We start from the raw sequence: 18591 nt of genomic DNA, 5'->3' as shown, positions 1-18591 counted from the left end.
TCAACGTTCTATAATCGGTTCGACAAGCGAGGGATGTATAAAAGCAGTAGCTACAGCGACAACCCCTTCAATAGATACAACAACACGCCGATCATTCTTTATACGTAAGAACTCACCTTCAATACCTGCAAAAGCTCCTCCGATGACACGAACGCGGTCTCCTTTCCGGAAAGAAACAGTTGATGGTTCAAGATAGACCAATTGTTGATCGTAATTTCCGGCAATTGCCATAAAACTTCGCATTTGTGAGTCAGGTATAATAATCGGCTGACGAGTTTCCTTATCCATTATATACCGGATAGGAAGAGTCATATTCATCGTATCTTTAATTTGATCAATACGATTGCGTGATGAATGTACAAAGACTAAATTGTGAATAACAGGAACCAGTTTGCGAACACGACGCTCATTTCTTACACTATACTCATAATGCATTGGAATGAAGTTCTCAATGCCATTGGCATCAAGATACTCTTTTAATGCAAGTTCGCGACTGTAAGTGATACGAAGGGCATACCACTGTAGCTTCAATCGAGAATTACGAATTGAAATTTGAGAATCAACTAAATCGCTCACTAATGGATATTCTTTGGGGACACCGGAATAAAGAAGTACTTCCCGGTTAAATCATGTAATGCTGATGTAAATCTTAATGCATTCATTTCATTCCAATTCCATCCCCTATCTCAGCAGGACAGTCTTGAAAAATTTTAAGGAGGAAAATTCTGCGCTTTAGAAACAAAATAAATATTACGCATAACTCCCTTTAAACGAAATGTTTAAATATAGAAAGTGTTTCAATAAACGTTCGTTTAATTGTACAGGATTTTTGAAGATTTGAATAAGGCTTATTCTTAAAAAATAATAGTTCCAAGACAAGAATTTAATATTCAATATAAGTAAATGATAATCAATGCCATATGACTCAATTTGATAGCGACTAAAAAAAATATATATAAAAATATTTTGTAGTTTCATTTATAGGCTCTACTTTTGTGCCATTAAACGAACGTTTATTGAAACACTTTCTAAAAGTAACCATCATATTTATATAACAATTTAGCTTTTCAAATACAAGCTTTTTTCTCGGATAAATCCAATAGTCTTCATAATATTTGAAGCATAGATATAATTACATTTCCTTTTTTAGCATTTGTATAAGAATATATGGGACAAACAAATATTTTCATTCATTTTAAGTTAGTTAAATCAAAGACTAATTTAGCCACTCCATTCAGGTACCCTCAAATACAAAAAAATAGAATCAATTTATTTATGAAATATGCTGAAGACTGATACAGTCGTTTATTCTAGGAACTGACTAAAACATTTCCCAAAAGATAATTATAAATCTATTAAATAAAAGTTCAATGTTATCGGAATTAGTATACTAGTATAAGAAATTACAACCAAAACTAATAAGAAAGATTCATCCAAAATCTTATCGATAACGAACTTGGTTAATACCATGTATTTTTTATACTTCAAGTCAAGGATCCAAATAATTCATTGATCAGTTCGTACCAATGTATTGGCATTAACTTCATAAAACCCATATAATCAATAGCTGCATTATCCATTGATTGTAAAATTATTGTTGAAAAGAAATAAATGTTTACCCATCAGATCATAAAATCTTCAATTTATGGATGCAAAAAGATGTTTTTTGAATTATCTTTGTAAGCCTATTACGTAACAATAGAACGTAATAGGCAGATTATAAACTTTTTAATAAATTAAAAACAGAAGAATATGGCAATGCATACTTGGTTTGAATGCAAAATCCGTTATGAGAAACTGATGGAAAACGGAATGAATAAGAAAGTAACCGAACCTTATCTCGTGGATGCACTTAGCTTTACAGAAGCAGAAGCACGAATTATTGAAGAGATGACTCCATTTATCACAGGTGAATTTACCGTATCCGACATAAAACGAGCCAATTACAGCGAACTTTTCCCTAGCGATGAAGAAGCTGCCGACCGTTGGTTTAAGTGCAAACTGATTTTCATCACATTGGATGAAAAAAGTGGTGCTGAAAAAAAATCTTCCACACAGGTACTTGTACAAGCTTCCGACTTACGCGATGCCGTAAAGAAGCTGGATGAAGGAATGAAAGGGACAATGGCTGATTATCAAATCGGATTGGTATCGGAAACACCTTTGATGGATGTTTATCCATATAGTGCAGAACCAAACGATAAACCGGAAGTATAATAAGTAATGATTAGCAAGTTAATGATTAACGATTAACAGACTGCTACCAAGTTGCATGATCATTGATCGTTATCATTAACAAGCCAATTAGTTATTAATCACTCATCCTTTTAAACTAATCATTTGTTAATCAATAAAAACATGTTTGTTGCGGAGAATTTAAAGAATGTATTGGCCCAACTCCCGAAAGGAGTCAGGTTAGTCGCTGTGTCGAAATTCCATCCCAATGAGGCGATAGAAGAAGCATATAGTGCGGGGCAGCGTATTTTCGGAGAGAGCAAAGTACAGGAAATGACTTCCAAATATGAAACCTTACCCAAAGACATTGAATGGCATTTCATCGGACATTTGCAAACGAATAAAATCAAATACATGGCTCCTTATGTGAGCATGATTCATGGTATCGATTCATATAAACTACTAGCAGAAGTAAACAAACAAGCTGAAAAAGTAGGACGTACAATAAAATGTTTGTTACAATTACACATTGCTCAAGAGGAAACGAAATTTGGCTTCAGTGCCGATGAATGCCGCCAAATGCTGGCTACCGATGATTGGAAGTCTCTGAAAAACGTGAAGATATGCGGATTAATGGGTATGGCCAGTAACACCGATAACATTGAACAAATAAAGCTGGAATTCCGTTATTTACATAGCGTATTCAAAGATTTGAAAGCAACCGTTTTTTCTGATTCTGATGCATTTTGTGAATTATCTATGGGAATGTCTCACGACTATCCGCAGGCTATTGCCGAAGGAAGTACAATGGTACGAATAGGTAGTAAAATATTTGGAGAAAGAAACTATAATTAAAATATCATTTATCATGACCGATTTAAAAACTACTTTTGCCGGGCTTCAGCTCAGAAACCCTGTAATCATTAGCAGTTCAGGCCTCACCAATAGTGCCGGAAAAAACAAAAAGTTAGCCGAAGCAGGCGCAGGGGCTATTGTTTTGAAATCACTTTTCGAGGAACAGATTCTCATCGAAGCTGACCATCTTAAAGATCCCGTTTACTCGGAAGGTAACGACTATTTGGCCGATTATATCCGTGAACATAAACTTGCGGAATATATCGAATTAATAAAGGAAAGCAAAAAAGTTTGCGATATCCCCATCATCGCTAGCATCAATTGCTATACAGACACAGAATGGATTGATTTTGCCAAACAGATCGAAGAAGCAGGTGCAGATGCACTGGAAATAAATATTCTAGCTTTGCAATCAGACGTACTTTACAAATATGGTTCATTTGAACAACGGCATATCGATATTTTGAGTCATATCAAACGTGTTGTCAAATTGCCGGTTATTATGAAATTGGGTGATAATCTGACAAATCCTATTGCTTTAATTGATCAGCTTTATGCAAACGGTGCTGCCGCAGTGGTATTATTCAACCGCTTCTATCAGCCGGATATCGACATTGAAAAAATGGTTCACAGTTCAGGGGATGTATTCAGTCATTCTTCCGATCTTTCGAATACACTTCGCTGGATAGGTATTGCCTCTGCTTTGGTTAATAGAATAGATTATGCGGCATCCGGTGGCGTACATAAACCTGAAGCTATAGTAAAAGCAATTTTAGCTGGTGCTTCAGCAGTGGAGGTCTGCAGTGCCATCTATCAGAATACTAATTTATTCATTGGCGAATTGACCCGTTTCCTCAGCACATGGATGGACAACAAAGGATTTAAAAACATCTCACAGTTCAAAGGAAAGCTGAATGCGAAAGATGTACAGGGAATAAACATGTGGGAACGTACCCAATTCTTGAAATATTTTTCCAATAAGCAATAAGCAGGGAAGTAAAAAACGAAGAGTGAAAAGTGAAGGGGCATTAGATGCTTATCATAAAGCATATTACCCTTCACTTTTCACTCTTCGTTTTTTACTTTATTACTGTTTCTTATCTAACGCTTCAAAGCAAGAGTTCTTGCTTACAAATTCGGGAACAATGTCTTTCATTGCTGCTACAATCTTCATCTGATCATAAGAATAACTTACGTCAATCAATTTTTGAATACGGTTTTTCACTTCATCATAATCGTACTCGCGTACAGTAGCAATCATAATTTTTTCGTGATAAGTAGGTTTAGTAAGTTCCTTGATATTGAGCAATTCTTCATAAAGCTTTTCACCATGACGCAAGCCGGTAAATTCAATCTTTACATCTGTACGTCCGGAAAGACTGATCATCCGCTTAGCAAGATCAACAATCTTAACAGGTTTCCCCATATCAAAAATGTAAATTTCCCCACCATTGCCCATGCTTCCTGCTTCAAGCACCAAACGACAAGCTTCAGGTATCGTCATAAAATAACGGATAATCTCAGGATGGGTCACGGTAACAGGACCACCACGTTGGATCTGATCACGGAAACGAGGAATAACAGATCCGTTAGATCCCAAGACATTCCCAAAACGGGTCGTAATAAACTGCACGGTATTGTTACCATCCTTCTGTAATTTCTTAGCCAAGGATTGAACATAGATTTCACAAATCCGCTTGGAACATCCCATTACATTGGTAGGATTCACTGCCTTGTCCGTAGAAATCATAACGAATTTCTCCGCAGCATATTTAACGGCAAGATCAGCCAGGATACGTGTACCCGCCACATTTGCCTGAATGGATTCCGAAACATTATCCTCCATCATTGGAACATGTTTGTAAGCAGCCGCATGGAATATATATTGCGGTTTAAATTCCCGGAAAATAGCTTCTATACGGGTTTGATTGGAAATATCAGCAACAATTGTTTCAGCATCGATATCCCTCCAACGATCTTGCAATTCAAGACGGATATCATGCAGGGGTGTTTCCGCCTGATCAATCAGTATCAATTTATAAGGATTAAAAGAAGCCACCTGACGCATTATTTCACTCCCGATAGAACCGGCTGCTCCGGTTATCATTACACGTTTTCCTTCCAGATGGGAAGCTATCTTATGAATATCGACTTCGATAGGCTCACGCTGCAACAAGTCTTCAATCTGTATCTCTTTCAGTTGGGTACGATTGAGTGCTTGTCCGCCCCATTCACTCAAAGGAGGAGCTGTCAACAATTTCACATTATTAGCCAATAAACGATCTGCCATATCTGTCTTCTTCAATTCATCCATTTTTGCAGGCGAAATGATAAGCGTATGGACATCCCGGTCATTCATATTTTCTATCAACGTATCGTCATTGGGATATACCTTTACTCCCATCATGATTTTATCAATCAACTCAGGCTCATCGGCTATAAATCCACGAAGACGATAATGGTTGCGAAGGTTTACACGTAAAGCTTTAGCAATGTTCACACCCGCCTCTTTAGCACCATAGATAAATACGTTAGTCGTATGACTTCCATCGAAGTTGATGATTTCGAAAAACATTTTTACTACGATTCGCGAACAAGCCATCATGGCGAAGTTAATAACATAAGCCATAAACAACACACTGACCGGTGCTATTTTAATAGTGAAATATGCATCCAGTAATACACTCATTATCATAAGTAACCCATACGAAACGGTAAGGGAAACAAAGATGCGCATTATGTCTACAAATGAAGAAAAACGAAGCACATTGGAGTATGTGCGGAACACCCTGAAGAAGATCAGGTTTGCAATTACTGTCCAAATAATCGTTTTGTCGATTGTAGAGGAATCCAAAAAAATACTACGAAAATCATAACGGAGCGCATATGACAACATACATGATGCTATGATGATAAACACATCAATCAGCAGTATGGTCCAAATGGGCAATACCTTTGCAGAAAGATACCGTTGAAAAAATCTTGGTCTCATTGAATATATAGTTTTTTTGTTTTAGGCGCGACAAAGATACATTATTTTTATCAATTACCGCTTTATTTAACAAAATAATAAATTTTCTTTTGTCCATAATAAAACTATAATACAAAAAAAGGTCACGGAATTGTTCATAAAAAAGCATAGCTGATATGAAAATTCCGCGACCAAAAAGTTCCTATTTATCTCCCTACATCAGGTTGCTTGCCAACTCGCTTAATTGGCTCCTTTCTCCCTTTACGAGGTTGACGTGTGCAAAGAGATTCTGATCCTTCATCCGGTCTATCATATAGACCAAACCATTGGACTGGCTATCCAGATAGGGCTGATCTATCTGCTGAATATCACCGGTAAACACCATCTTTGTCCCCTCACCTGCACGGGTAATAATTGTTTTTATTTCATGCGGTGTCAGATTCTGCGCCTCATCAATAATACAATAAGTTTCACTGAGGCTGCGCCCCCTGATAAAAGCCAATGCTTCTATAACCAATTGTTCACTTTTTTGCAAATCTTCCAACCGCTTTACTTCCGTAGAATTAGCTGCAAACTGCCGTTTTATGACATTCAGATTATCGAACAATGGCTGCATATAAGGAGCAACTTTCTCTTTGGCATCCCCCGGCAGAAAACCTATATCTTTGTTAGAAAGTGATACAATGGGACGTGCCAAAAGGATTTGTTTATAATCAAGAATATTGCCCAGTGCAGCGGCAAGTGCCAATAATGTTTTGCCAGTACCTGCTTTCCCAGTCAGCGCCACCAGTTTTACATTAGGATCATTCAATATCTCAAAAGCAAAACTTTGCTCGGCATTACGAGGCTCAATACCATAATTCTTCGATTTATTTACCCTGGTTACCATATGCGTAAAGGGATTATAACGGGCAAGTACACTGTTCCGATCACTTTTCAGGATGAAACATTCATTGGGACGGATAATGTTCTTGAATTCAAATTCATCGATATCCAACCCCTCACGGGATGAATAAATACGGTCGATCAAAGAAGGAGCAATCCCTTCGAAAACCTCATTGGATTTTTCAAAAATGTCGATATTAACCACTTTATCAGTAATATAATCTTCACAAAGTACCCCAATAGAACGGGCTTTCATACGAAGATTGACATCTTTGGTCACCAAAATTGTTTTTGTTTTAGAATGTTTCCGGGCAAGATAATCGGCAACTGCCAATATCTGATGGTCAGGTTTTCGTGCCGGAAAAGATTCATGCACTACCGGAGAATCCACTTCACCGGCAACAATAAACAAACGTCCCAGCCCTTCACCCAAGAATGCTCCGTTCGTAAACAAGTTATCGTCAGTAATCAAATCAAGCTCACGTACAAACTCGCGTGCATTGTAGTTAATCTGTTCGTTCCCCTTTTTAAACTTATCCAATTCTTCCAGTACGACAATTGGAAGATAAATATCGTTCTCTTGAAAATTCTTCAGGCAATTGTAGTCGTGAAGGATGACGTTTGTGTCCAACACAAAATTTTTCTTAGCTCCCATACTTTTTGTTAGATTTAAATGTTGATATTTGCAATCCGAAAGAGAAATCCGTCACCCATGTGAAAGATTCTCGCACCCAAGATAGCAAATAAATGAGCAATAAAGATTTCTTGCCAGTTAAATATTATAAAAGATGGACTATCAGGACACATTAATGTATTTATATGAGAGTGCGCCTATGTTTCAGCAAATCGGAAGCAGCGCATATAAGGAAGGTTTAGAAACAACAAAAACTCTTGACGAACACTTTGGTCATCCCCATCGGGAATACCGCACCATTCATATTGCGGGGACTAATGGAAAGGGTTCTTGTTCCCATACATTAGCTGCCATTCTGCAATCAGCCGGTTATCGAGTGGGATTGTACACATCTCCCCATCTTGTTGATTTCCGTGAACGTATCCGCATCAACGGAGAAATGATTCCCGAAAGCTATGTTGTGAAATTTGTAGAAAAACACAGAAACTTCTTCGAGCCGCTACATCCTTCATTTTTCGAACTGACAACGGCTATGGCTTTCCGGTATTTCGCGGATCAAAAGATAGACGTGGCCGTGGTCGAAGTGGGACTGGGCGGGCGTTTGGATTGTACCAATATCATCCGTCCCGATTTATGTATTATCACCAATATCAGCTTTGACCATACCCAATTCCTCGGAGACACACTTGCCAAAATAGCTGGTGAAAAGGCCGGCATCATAAAGAAAGACATCCCTGTGGTAATTGGAGAAACTAACGAAGAGACACGGCCTGTTTTCTCGGCCAAAGCGGAAAGTGCGGAAACCTCCATTTTGTTTGCAGAAGATGACAATCTTATTCTTAAAGCAGCATATCAAAAAGAATCATTGGTTTACGAAACACCGGACTATCCACAATTAGAAGGAGATCTGGGAGGCTGTTATCAAATAAAAAATACAAATACAATTCTACATGCATTACCCATATTGAAAAGATTAGGATATCGTATAGAAGAAAAAAATGTTCGCGATGGATTTGCACATGTCAATGAACTCACGGGGCTAATGGGAAGATGGCAAAAACTAAGCACCTCCCCTCTCCTGATCTGTGATACCGGGCATAATATAGGAGGAATTACCTACATCACTCATCAAATCAGTACTATCCCTCACAAACATCTCCATATTATAATAGGAATGGTAAATGATAAAGACATCCGGGGCGTATTGGCCCTCTTGCCTCAAGAAGCTACTTACTATTTTACAAAAGCAAGTGTCAAACGAGCAATGCCTGAAAAAGAATTTCAAAAGATAGCAGGCGAATTCGGGTTACGAGGCGAATCATATCCGGCTGTTATAGACGCTGTACGCGCTGCACAAGAAAAAAGCCTCCCGGAAGATATGATCTTCGTAGGAGGCAGTAGTTTCATTGTTGCAGATTTATTAGCGGGCCGCGATGCACTCGATCTCAACTAATGCGTCTTTCGGCAGAGCTTTTACCGCAAATGCCGAACGAGCCGGAAAAGCACCGTCGAAATAAGTAGCATACACACCGTTCATACCGGCAAACAAAGACATATCCTGCAAGAATACAGTCGTTTTAACAATATCACCCATTGTTAAACCGGCTGTTTCAAGAATGTGCTTGATATTCTCCAAAGATTGGCGAGCCTGGGCTTCAACACCTTCCGGCATCAAGCCTGTAGCAGCATCGATCGGAAGCTGTCCTGATACAAATACCATACCATTGGCTTCGATAGCCTGACTGTAAGGGCCGATTGCGCCCGGAGCTTTTTCGCTGCAAATTACTTTCTTCATTTCTATTTTCTTTTTATAGGTTATATAGAATTCATGCCCCGAAGATAGCAAAAAAAAGTCTCTGAAAAAAATTATTAGAAAAAAAGCAGTATGAGATGCAGTATTCCAGAAATCCCTGCATTTACTATATAGTTACACAAGAGAAAAGAATTATTCAGACTAACTTAAAGATTTAATACCTAAGCTTGACTAAAGGGAGATGAGAGAGAGAGTTTTTTATTAAAATCTCCAAAATGAGAAGCCCCTGTCCTACTCAACATAAGGACAGGGGCTTTCTAAATTATCTCCACACTCTTCCAGAGGGCCTCTGCAAAGCTTTTATTATTTACAATGCTTCTCAATCAGAGAGTCCACACTCGGATCGCCCAAAGATTTAGCCTTGGCAAAATTATCACAAGCTTCTTTCATTTTCTTCAATTGCACCTGGCAAATCCCCAACAGACGATAAGCTTCCGCATAATCAGGATTAATAGAAATGGCATTCTCCAAAATTCCTATTGCTTCGTCGAAACGGTTCACACGCATATTCACTACCGCTTGTTCGGCATAATAAAGCACCTCCTTCGGATTGAGCCTGATGGCTTCGGCGATGTCATCCAATGCCCGTTGATACTGACGTCCTTTGATGGCTGCCTGTTCACGAAGATAGAAAAAGACATCGTTCACCTGACCGTTTACAGCTTTGTAATATGTATCATAATCAAGCATGGCCGGGCGGTATAATCCTGCATTCATATTCATCTGGGCACGTTCCAACAAATACGGGGCATCGGTCGCGGAAACCGGTTGCTGGCAATGAGCAATACAGCTATCCATGACGGCTACTATTTCTTTCGGATCACGTTCAAGCAACTCCATCGTCTTAGCTTCATTGAAGAAACTAGCCGGAGAAGCCAGATTAGTACGGTTTACCTTTTCATAACTGGTAAGTGCAGCCGGATAGTCTTGCTTTGCAAACAATATATCGCCTTCAAGCTGGACATAAACCGGCAAAGAATCCACAGCTTGCGCACTACGTACATATTCCAGTGCTTTATCATATGTCCAGTCCTTATAAGTCGTTTCAGGTTTATCGATCTGATAATTATAAATCAGTTTTGCAATATTATAATAAGCATCATCTTTTTTCTGTGTCACTTTCAGAGCCTGTTCCAGATCGGCAGCCGCTCTATCGTACGATGATTCATCCTTGTTCGTACCAAAAACCAAAGCAGATGCCCGACGGATATATCCTTCCGAGCTATTGGGAAACTGTTTGATATAATCATCCAACATCATCATATATTCATCCTGAGGCACTTGAGAGGAAGCCATGAACAAAGCTACCATAGCTTGATCTTCCGTTTCGGGCAAACCTTTCTTAATACCGATATTGCGTAAAGTAAGATCGTTGAGAGAAAGCGCACTAATGTTCTGTGACATGGCAAAGGCTGCCCCGGCAGCATAACAGATGCTTGTCGTATCTCTACCGGATGATTTCTGCGCCAGACCGAACACCTGACCGTCGGCAGTAGTTACGGGACAACTTACCATTTTGTCTTTCAGAAGCATATCAAGCGTATAATAATGATACTGCTCGCCAATCTTAGCGACTTCTTTCACCTTTCCCAGCGTGCAATTTCGGTCTTTCTGAGTAGAGTATGGTAACAGATAAACTTCAGCACCTACCACTGGAGCCATAGACGCAATTTGTAAAGCAGGTACTTTCTTTTCTGTGATACCCACACGGAATTTAATCACATCATACATATCGTCTGCACCAAGTATGGCATCTACCGGCATTTGTTTCCCTTCCGAATTGATGATTATCGCACGTTCGGCTCCCTTGAAAAGAGAGTAATCCGATAAGGCGATACCATCTTCGGTAACAAAGAAACCATTACCTGTACTCAGCATTTTATCATTTTTATCGTAAGTGACAATGGAAAACACGGCACGTTTAGCCTTCTCCACCCACTTCGGTACTTGTGCCATACTTCCTTGCACTGACAGGCAGATGAATAGTAAAGGTAATAGGAATTTTCTCATAATTTGAATTTTAATTGATCGTTAGAATTATTATAGGTCTGTGTGTCTTTGCTTTACTGCTTCATAAACCAATATCCCGGCAGCCACAGACACATTGAGCGATTCAATACTGCCCAACATCGGTATCTTCACCCATTCATCACAAAGAGCAAGATTGTCATAAGACACCCCTTTATCTTCCGCGCCCATGATGATGCACATCGGACCAGTGTAATCAGCTTTCGTATAATCGTAATCTCCTTTTTCCGTAGCAGCAACAATATGGAAACCACTATCCTTCAGATATTGGAGCGTATTCTTCAAACTTTGTTCCCGGCAAACAGGCAACGTATGCAATGCTCCCGCTGATGTTTTCATAGCATCAGCATTCACCGTCACACTGCCACGGGCGGGAATGATGACAGCATCTACCGCAGCACATTCGCAGGTACGGGCGATAGCCCCGAAATTGCGTACATCCGTTACACCGTCCAGCATTACGAACAGTGGATTTTTTCCCTCTTCAAAAAGAAAAGGTACCAGATCTTCCGTCTTCTGATAAGTGACGGAGGAAAGATAAGCTATCACTCCCTGATGATTCTTATGGGTAATCCGATTGATACGCTCTACCGGTACACGTTGCACCGGGATAAGCGTCCCTTTAAGGACTGCAAACAGTTCTTTGGAAAGATCACTCTGAATATCTTTCTTTATCAGTATTTTATCTATCTCCTTACCAGCTTGTATAGCTTCAATAACGGCACGAACACCAAAAATCATTTCACTTTTATCAACCATAATTTTTTAAGCTTTTCACTCTTAATTCATTTTTAATAGCGCTTTTGCATTACTTAATGCCGCCTCTGTCAAAGTCGCCCCGCTCAGCATATGAGCTATTTCTTCCACCCGCTCTTCATTCGTGAGGCGACAGATATGGCTATTGGTTTCGGTGTCATTATCGCGCTTATATACTTTATAATGGGCACTACCGCGAGCTGCGATCTGTGGCAGATGCGTTATACTGATCACCTGCCGTTCTTGTTCACCCATCTCCTGCATGATATCCGCCATGCGATCGGCTATTTCTCCGGAGACTCCCGTATCGATCTCATCAAAAACAATAGTAGGCAGTTTCACCGCACCGGCTATCATCGCCTTTATGGAAAGCATCACACGTGCAATTTCCCCTCCTGAAGCAACCGATGAAATATTTTGCAACGCTCCGTTCTTATTGGCCGAGAACAGAAAATTGACCGTATCTTCTCCCTGAATGCCCGGTTCTTTCCGCAAGCCCATTTCCACCTTGAAGCGGACATTCGGCATTCCCAATGGCATAAGACGGACTCCCATCTGCTTTTCGACTTCTTCGGCAGCAGCCGTACGTGCTTTAGTCAACAACGCTGCTTGTTTTTTCACCTTATTATATTGTGCATCACGGCTAGCTGTCAATGCAGCAATACGATCGTCAAATGAAGTAATGGCAGATAACTTTTCCTGGTATTCTTCCGTAAGATTAATTAAATCTTCTACAGATTGTACTCGATGCTTTTGCTGCAAAGAATAGATCAGATTCAACCGTTCGTTTACCTCATCCAGACGAACCGGATTGAACTCGATATTTTCACCCTGGCTACTGATTTCGTCCACAATATCCTTTAGTTCGATAAATGCACTGTTCATTCGTTCCGCAAGTTCCCCTGCAGGCTGATAGACTCTCTGCAACGATGAAAGAGAACTTATACTCTCCTTCAGCGAAGAAAGCAATCCTCCTTCGTCCGAAGTAAATGTCTGCTCAATGCGATACAAACCGGCTTTTATCTCTTCGGCATGGCTTAACGTTTCCGACTCTTGCTCCAATCCGTCCTGCTCCCCTCCGGAAAGACGTGCCTCCTCCAATTGCTCTAACTGGAAGCGAATGTAATCTTCATCCGTTTTGCTTTGTTCCGCCTGCCGGATGAGTTCTTCCAATTCTTGATCCAAACGTTTCCAATCTGCATAAAGTTGATGATAGACATTCAATGCCTCTTCGTTTCGGGCCAGAATATCAAGAACGTTCAATTGAAAACCTTCTTTGTTTAATAACAAGTTCTGATGCTGGGAATGAACATCGATCAACATCTCGCCAAGTTCTTTCATCTGCGTCAATGAAGCCGGTGTATCGTTAATGAAAGCGCGGCTTTTGCCGGAGGCTTGCAGTTCACGGCGGAGAATGCACTCTTCTTCATATTCCAGCTCGTTTTCATCGAAAAAGGCATTCATCCCATAGGAGGAGATATCGAAACGGGCCTCGATGATGCACTTTGACGCTCCTTGACGGATAGACTTTACATCGGCACGTTGACCCAACAACAAGCCAATTGCACCCAGAATAATGGATTTTCCGGCACCAGTCTCACCCGTAATGACAGAAAACCCTGTATCAAAGCGGATATCCAACTTCTCGATCAGAGCATAATTCTGAATATACAATGAACGTAGCATAAGTTACTTTGATTTAATCTTGTCCCACTCTGTCTTTTGCGAGGGGTTAATGTTAGAAACAATCTCATATACTTCTTCTCTTTCACTCTGAGCAGCCGGAGATTTTCCTCCATAGATATTGATCAGTTCATCTTTTTTGATCTCTGTAAAAATGACAGGTAATGAGGACATCGGCTTATTATCACGTGCTTGTTTCAAACTGCTCAACGAGGCAGTAATGGCAGCGCGGGCACGGGTAGCATTCGTTGCCATCTCATCCATGCCTTTGCGATGATAGTCGTACATCATCTGCCGTAGCGGACTCATTCCCGGATCGAGATAGTCGGAGATCACGGCATAACGGTTGCGGCTGTCGTCAAAAGCTTTCCACCCTTTTTCATTAAGAGTCTGTGCCGCAGTAACGATATTTTCAACCGAACGCAACACCTCTGTTCCGCCTTCCGGTGCCATCGTATCCATATCCATGCCAATGATCAGATAAGCATAATAGGCAATAACGGCCGTAAGGTTATTGTCAATCTGGTTGTCACGCAATTCCAACGGATCGAATTCCCTGTAATTGAACTCGACATCGGCATCTTTAAAGCTAAAAACGGTACTTTGATAGCCCGATTGATAAACAGGACGTGTGGACTGCACAATGAGTTCGCACCCCCACCTGCCTTCATTCTCGTCATAACTCTTCACGGTGAAATTTATGGAGCAACGGATGCGTTCGTTTATCTCATATTGCGCCTGCGTCCAATGACGTTCGTTGATAAACTCCATCATGGCCGTTTCGAATGTCTTGAATATTTCGACATTCGTACCCTGCACCTGAGCATAGTTCACTGTGACTTTACAATCAAGTTCCTGAGCTGAAAGCAGCAAAGGCGACAAACAACAGGCTGCAAACGCACATACCACCTTTTTAAAGGCTTTGCTTGTCATCACTCTCGCAAATTGTTGCATTCCTCTCTTCACTTTCATCATTTCATCTCCTCTGCTAATCGGTCAATAATATCTTTTGCAACTTCTGTTTTCGACTTCAAGGGATAATCTATCCGTTGTTGACGGTCTATGATGCTTATTTTATTTGTATCGCAACGGAAACCTGCACCGGAATCGTTCAACGAATTCAAAACGATGAAATCGAAATTCTTACGTTCCAGTTTCCCCTGGGCATTCTCCTGCTCGTTGTCAGTCTCAAGGGCAAAGCCGACCAACTTCTGACCGGATGTCTTCATCCGTCCCAATGTTGCAGCTATGTCTTTGGTCGGCTTGAGTTTAAGCACCAAGTCGTCTTTCTCCCTTTTTATCTTATGATCTGCTGTTGTTTCGGGCGTGAAATCCGCAACCGCAGCACACAATATAGCGGCATCAGCCTGCTTGAAATTCATTTCGGCTTGTTCTGCCATTTCCGCTGCGCTCTCCACATTGATACGGTGAATGCGCGAATGAACCGCTTGCAACTGTACCGGCCCCGTAACAAGCGTGACCTCCGCCCCACGGGCAGCACACTCTTCTGCCAAGGCAAAGCCCATCTTACCGGAAGAGTAATTACCGACAAAACGGACAGGATCGATCTTTTCATATGTAGGCCCGGCAGTTATCAGCACTTTTTTACCGGCCAGATCACCACCGGCAGAGAAATACTCTATCAGGTGACGAATGATGTTTTCGGGCTCTTCCATGCGCCCTTTTCCCACCAGATGGCTTGCCAAGAACCCCGTACCCGGCTCGATGACATGATTACCATAGGACCGCAATGTTTCAAGATTCTTCTGTGTCGAAGGATGAGCATACATGTCAAGATCCATTGCCGGAGCCACGAACACAGGTGCTTTGGCGGACAGGTAGGTGGTTATCAGCATATTGTCTGCAATCCCATTCGCCATTTTGCCAATTGTCGAAGCAGTTGCCGGAGCAATAAGCATGGCATCCGCCCACAGTCCCAGATCGACATGGCTGTTCCAAGTACCGTCACGTTGCGCAAAAAATTCACTGATGACCGGCTTACTGGTCAATGCAGACAAGGTAATGGGAGTTATGAACTCTTTTCCCGCTGGGGTGATAACTACCTGCACTTCGGCCCCCTGCTTTATCAATCCGCGGATGATATAGCATGCTTTATACGCGGCAATGCTGCCTGTTATTCCAAGAACGATTTTTTTACCTCTCAGCAACATTTTTACTTCGTTATCAGATTACTCATCTCCCTCAACCGGATTTTCGTCAACATCGCTTTGGTATTTAGTGTAAAATCACTGTTGAGTATCCAACTGTAATACCCGGGGTCTTTCTTCAACACTTCTCCAACCGACTGGCCCTTGTATTTACCAAAGTTGAAAAGCTCCACACCGTTATCATCATAAACCATCCGCCCGGCAAAATCTACGTTCTTCGTAAAGCTCGAATAATCAGCTAGGAAAGCAATGTCGTTCTGTAGCTCTTCATAACGGTCAAGCTGCGCTTTCAACACCTCGTACGTAGCCCGTGTATCCGCCTCGGCCGTATGTGCATCTTCCAGATTCTTCTCACAGTAGAACTTGTATGCCGCGGAAAGTGTGCGCTGCTCCATTTTATGGAAAATCACCTGAACATCCACAAACTTACGTTTACTGATATCGATGTCCACACCGGCACGGAGAAACTCCTCCACCAATACCGGAATATCAAAACGGTTGGAATTGAACCCTGCCAGATCGCACCCCTCGATGTCACGAGCTATCGACTTGGCTACTTCCTTAAAAGCCGGACAGTCGGCTACGTCTTCATCATAAATGCCATGTACGGCAGAAGAGGCTTCGGGAATATGCATTTCCGGATTAACGCGGAGCGTTTTAGCTTCTTCATTACCATTAGGAAACACTTTAAGATAACAGATTTCTACAATACGGTCTGTGTTAATATTTGTACCTGTCGTTTCAAGATCGAAAAAAACGATGGGATTTTTAAGGTTTAAATTCATCCTTTAATTAGTTGAAAGTTGAAAATTAATCGTTTAGCATCATCGGCATCAAGAGCATTAACAGGTCTTCATTTTCCTCTTGCTCGACAGGAACGACAACACCTGCACGAGAAGGATCGGCCAATTCGATCACAATCTCATCAGACGAGATATTGTTGAGGATATCGATCAGGAATGTAGACTTAAAACCAATGCTCATCGGAGTACCTGAATACTGGCAAACCTGAGTCTCCTCGGCAGAAGTGGAGAAATCGATATCCTGTGCGGAAACCACAATTTCATTCTCCTGGATACGAAGCTTTATCAAACTGCTGGCTTGTGAAGAGAAGATAGACACACGGCGCAAGGCACCTAAAAGTTGCTGGCGGTCTACCGTCACCTTATGCGGGTTGTTCTGCGGGATCACTGAATTATAATTCGGATAACGGCCTTCGATCAAACGGCATACCATACGATAGCTTTCAAGCATGAATACGGCATTACGTTCGTCAAATTCGACAACAACCATTCCCGATTCTTTTGGCAGCAGATTCTTGAGCAGATTGGCCGGCTTTTTAGGCAAAATAAACGCAGCACGTTCATTACCACGGGCAGCCAATGTCTTACAACGTACCAACTTATGGCCGTCGGAAGCAACCATTGTAATATCTTCCGTTGTAATATCGAAGTAAATACCGTTCATCACGGGACGGAGTTCATCATCGGCAGTAGCAAACACACTCCGATTAATACCTCCCAACAACACCTGCGCATCCATTTCCACACGTACAGCATTGTCACCCAGCGTAGCCGATTGCGGGAATTCATCTGCATTCTGCCCCATCAGGCTATATTTTCCGTTTTGATATTGAACAGTGATTTCGTAAGTTTTCGTGTTTACATCGAACATCAACGGTTGTTCGGGAATTTCTTTCAAAGCGTCCAGCAAAGTCTTGGCAGTCACGGCAAAGCGCCCGTTTTCGTCTCCTTCGTTCACTTCAACAGAAGTCACCATCGTCGTCTCACTATCCGAAACGGTTACAGACAAAGTTCCATCTTCCAATTCGAAAAGGAAACAATCTAATATTGGCAGTGCATTTTTGGAATTAATCACACGGCTGACAGCCTGTAAATGGCTTGAAAGTGCAGTACTTGAAACGATAAATTTCATATATTTCTGAATGTTTTAATTTTAATTTTTATAATGCACAAAGTTACGCAAAAAGATTGGGGTGAGCCAACAAAACGAAAGAAAAAACACGGGGGCGTGCTGCACATATTACTAAAAAATTGTAACTTCGCCGCAGAATTAAAATTTATCGAAATGGAATTTACAGGAAAAGTTATCGCAATCCTCCAGCCCAGAGGTGGAGTATCGAAGACCGGCAACGAGTGGAAATCACAGGAGTATGTTATCGAAAATCATGATCAATACCCGCGCAAAATGTGTTTTGACGTATTTGGTGCCGACAAAATAGACCAGTTCAACATTCAGATGGGAGAAGAGTTGACCGTGTCATTCGACATCGATGCACGCCAATGGCAAGACCGTTGGTTCAACAGTATCCGTGCATGGAAAGTCGAACGGGTCAGCGCAGCCGCTCCTATGGCTCCAGGTTCCCCGGTTCCTCCACCGGCTCCAACTGCCGCACCGGAATTCATCGCCGGCGATGCAAAAGACGATCTGCCGTTCTAAAGAGCAACCATTTATATTCCTGACAACATCGGCAAAACAGAACCGATTTCTGATTGTCGGCAATGCACAGGTATGACTAACAATCGGTATAACTGACGGAAACAGGAATCTTCTTCTGTTTCCGTTTTTTTATAAAGCATCCAGTGGGGGTATAAGACAAATT

16 protein-coding genes are annotated in these 18591 nt (G+C 41.3%); 5 read left to right on the top strand and 11 right to left on the bottom strand.

Going from position 1 to position 18591, the window contains the following annotated elements:
• Positions 1–576, bottom strand: coding sequence for a UpxY family transcription antiterminator (locus H8744_RS12680; RefSeq protein WP_369411020.1), 576 nt, complete (start codon positions 574–576; stop codon positions 1–3).
• A 1176-nt stretch (positions 577–1752) separates the two neighbouring features.
• Here H8744_RS12680 and H8744_RS12675 point away from each other — a divergent pair.
• From H8744_RS12675 to H8744_RS12665, 3 genes are all read left to right on the top strand, one after another.
• The gene (locus tag H8744_RS12675; RefSeq protein ID WP_262435182.1) at positions 1753–2217 is read left to right on the top strand and encodes a DUF4494 domain-containing protein; all 465 of its coding nucleotides are present in this window, start codon (positions 1753–1755) and stop codon (positions 2215–2217) included.
• A gap of 141 nt (positions 2218–2358) precedes the next feature.
• Complete coding sequence (locus tag H8744_RS12670) at positions 2359–3030, top strand: YggS family pyridoxal phosphate-dependent enzyme (RefSeq protein WP_262435181.1); 672 nt, start codon at positions 2359–2361, stop codon at positions 3028–3030.
• Between the two features lie 13 nt (positions 3031–3043).
• Positions 3044–4018 carry a dihydroorotate dehydrogenase-like protein gene (locus tag H8744_RS12665; protein ID WP_262435180.1) on the top strand — a complete coding sequence of 325 codons (975 nt, stop codon included), beginning with the start codon at positions 3044–3046 and terminating at the stop codon, positions 4016–4018.
• A 99-nt stretch (positions 4019–4117) separates the two neighbouring features.
• Here H8744_RS12665 and H8744_RS12660 read toward each other — a convergent pair whose 3' ends face one another.
• Together H8744_RS12660 and H8744_RS12655 are read right to left on the bottom strand one after the other, a co-directional pair.
• Positions 4118–6022, bottom strand: coding sequence for a polysaccharide biosynthesis protein (locus tag H8744_RS12660; protein WP_262435179.1), 1905 nt, complete (start codon positions 6020–6022; stop codon positions 4118–4120).
• A 193-nt stretch (positions 6023–6215) separates the two neighbouring features.
• A complete protein-coding gene (locus H8744_RS12655) occupies positions 6216–7541 on the bottom strand; it encodes a PhoH family protein (protein ID WP_262435178.1) in 1326 nt (441 codons plus the stop codon).
• A 133-nt stretch (positions 7542–7674) separates the two neighbouring features.
• Between H8744_RS12655 and H8744_RS12650 the strand changes: the two genes are divergently transcribed.
• Complete coding sequence (locus tag H8744_RS12650) at positions 7675–8973, top strand: bifunctional folylpolyglutamate synthase/dihydrofolate synthase (protein ID WP_262435177.1); 1299 nt, start codon at positions 7675–7677, stop codon at positions 8971–8973.
• Here H8744_RS12650 and H8744_RS12645 read toward each other — a convergent pair.
• The 8 genes from H8744_RS12645 to dnaN all read right to left on the bottom strand — a co-directional run bounded on the left by H8744_RS12645 (position 8941) and on the right by dnaN (position 17903).
• A complete protein-coding gene (locus H8744_RS12645) occupies positions 8941–9315 on the bottom strand; it encodes a RidA family protein (protein WP_262435176.1) in 375 nt (124 codons plus the stop codon). The two genes, H8744_RS12650 and H8744_RS12645, sit on opposite strands and share 33 nt — an antisense overlap.
• A 321-nt stretch (positions 9316–9636) precedes the next feature.
• Positions 9637–11343, bottom strand: a complete 1707-nt coding sequence (locus H8744_RS12640) for a serine protease (protein ID WP_262435175.1) — start codon at positions 11341–11343, stop codon at positions 9637–9639.
• Between the two features lie 30 nt (positions 11344–11373).
• Positions 11374–12120, bottom strand: a complete 747-nt coding sequence (rlmB, locus tag H8744_RS12635) for a 23S rRNA (guanosine(2251)-2'-O)-methyltransferase RlmB (RefSeq protein ID WP_262435174.1) — start codon at positions 12118–12120, stop codon at positions 11374–11376.
• Positions 12121–12141: 21 nt separating this feature from the next.
• Positions 12142–13803, bottom strand: coding sequence for a DNA repair protein RecN (gene recN, locus H8744_RS12630; protein ID WP_262435173.1), 1662 nt, complete (start codon positions 13801–13803; stop codon positions 12142–12144).
• A 3-nt stretch (positions 13804–13806) separates the two neighbouring features.
• Entirely contained in the window at positions 13807–14733 is a 927-nt protein-coding gene (porD, locus tag H8744_RS12625) for a type IX secretion system protein PorD (protein ID WP_305067500.1), read from the bottom strand.
• Between the two features lie 38 nt (positions 14734–14771).
• Positions 14772–15968, bottom strand: coding sequence for a bifunctional phosphopantothenoylcysteine decarboxylase/phosphopantothenate--cysteine ligase CoaBC (coaBC, locus tag H8744_RS12620; RefSeq protein ID WP_305067499.1), 1197 nt, complete (start codon positions 15966–15968; stop codon positions 14772–14774).
• Positions 15969–15973: 5 nt separating this feature from the next.
• Positions 15974–16753: a 3'-5' exonuclease gene (locus H8744_RS12615; protein ID WP_262435170.1), complete on the bottom strand. Its 780-nt coding sequence runs from the start codon at positions 16751–16753 to the stop codon at positions 15974–15976.
• A gap of 25 nt (positions 16754–16778) precedes the next feature.
• Positions 16779–17903, bottom strand: a complete 1125-nt coding sequence (gene dnaN, locus H8744_RS12610; RefSeq protein WP_262435169.1) for a DNA polymerase III subunit beta — start codon at positions 17901–17903, stop codon at positions 16779–16781.
• 153 nt (positions 17904–18056) lie between these two features.
• On the opposite strand from dnaN, the gene H8744_RS12605 reads away from it, so the two are divergent.
• Positions 18057–18428, top strand: a complete 372-nt coding sequence (locus tag H8744_RS12605; RefSeq protein WP_262435168.1) for a DUF3127 domain-containing protein — start codon at positions 18057–18059, stop codon at positions 18426–18428.
• The last annotated feature ends 163 nt before the right edge of the window (positions 18429–18591 follow it).

It is taken from the genome of Jilunia laotingensis, assembly GCF_014385165.1.
Taxonomy (GTDB): Bacteria; Bacteroidota; Bacteroidia; order Bacteroidales; family Bacteroidaceae; genus Bacteroides; species Bacteroides laotingensis.
This window is presented reverse-complemented; position numbering and strand designations above follow the sequence as displayed.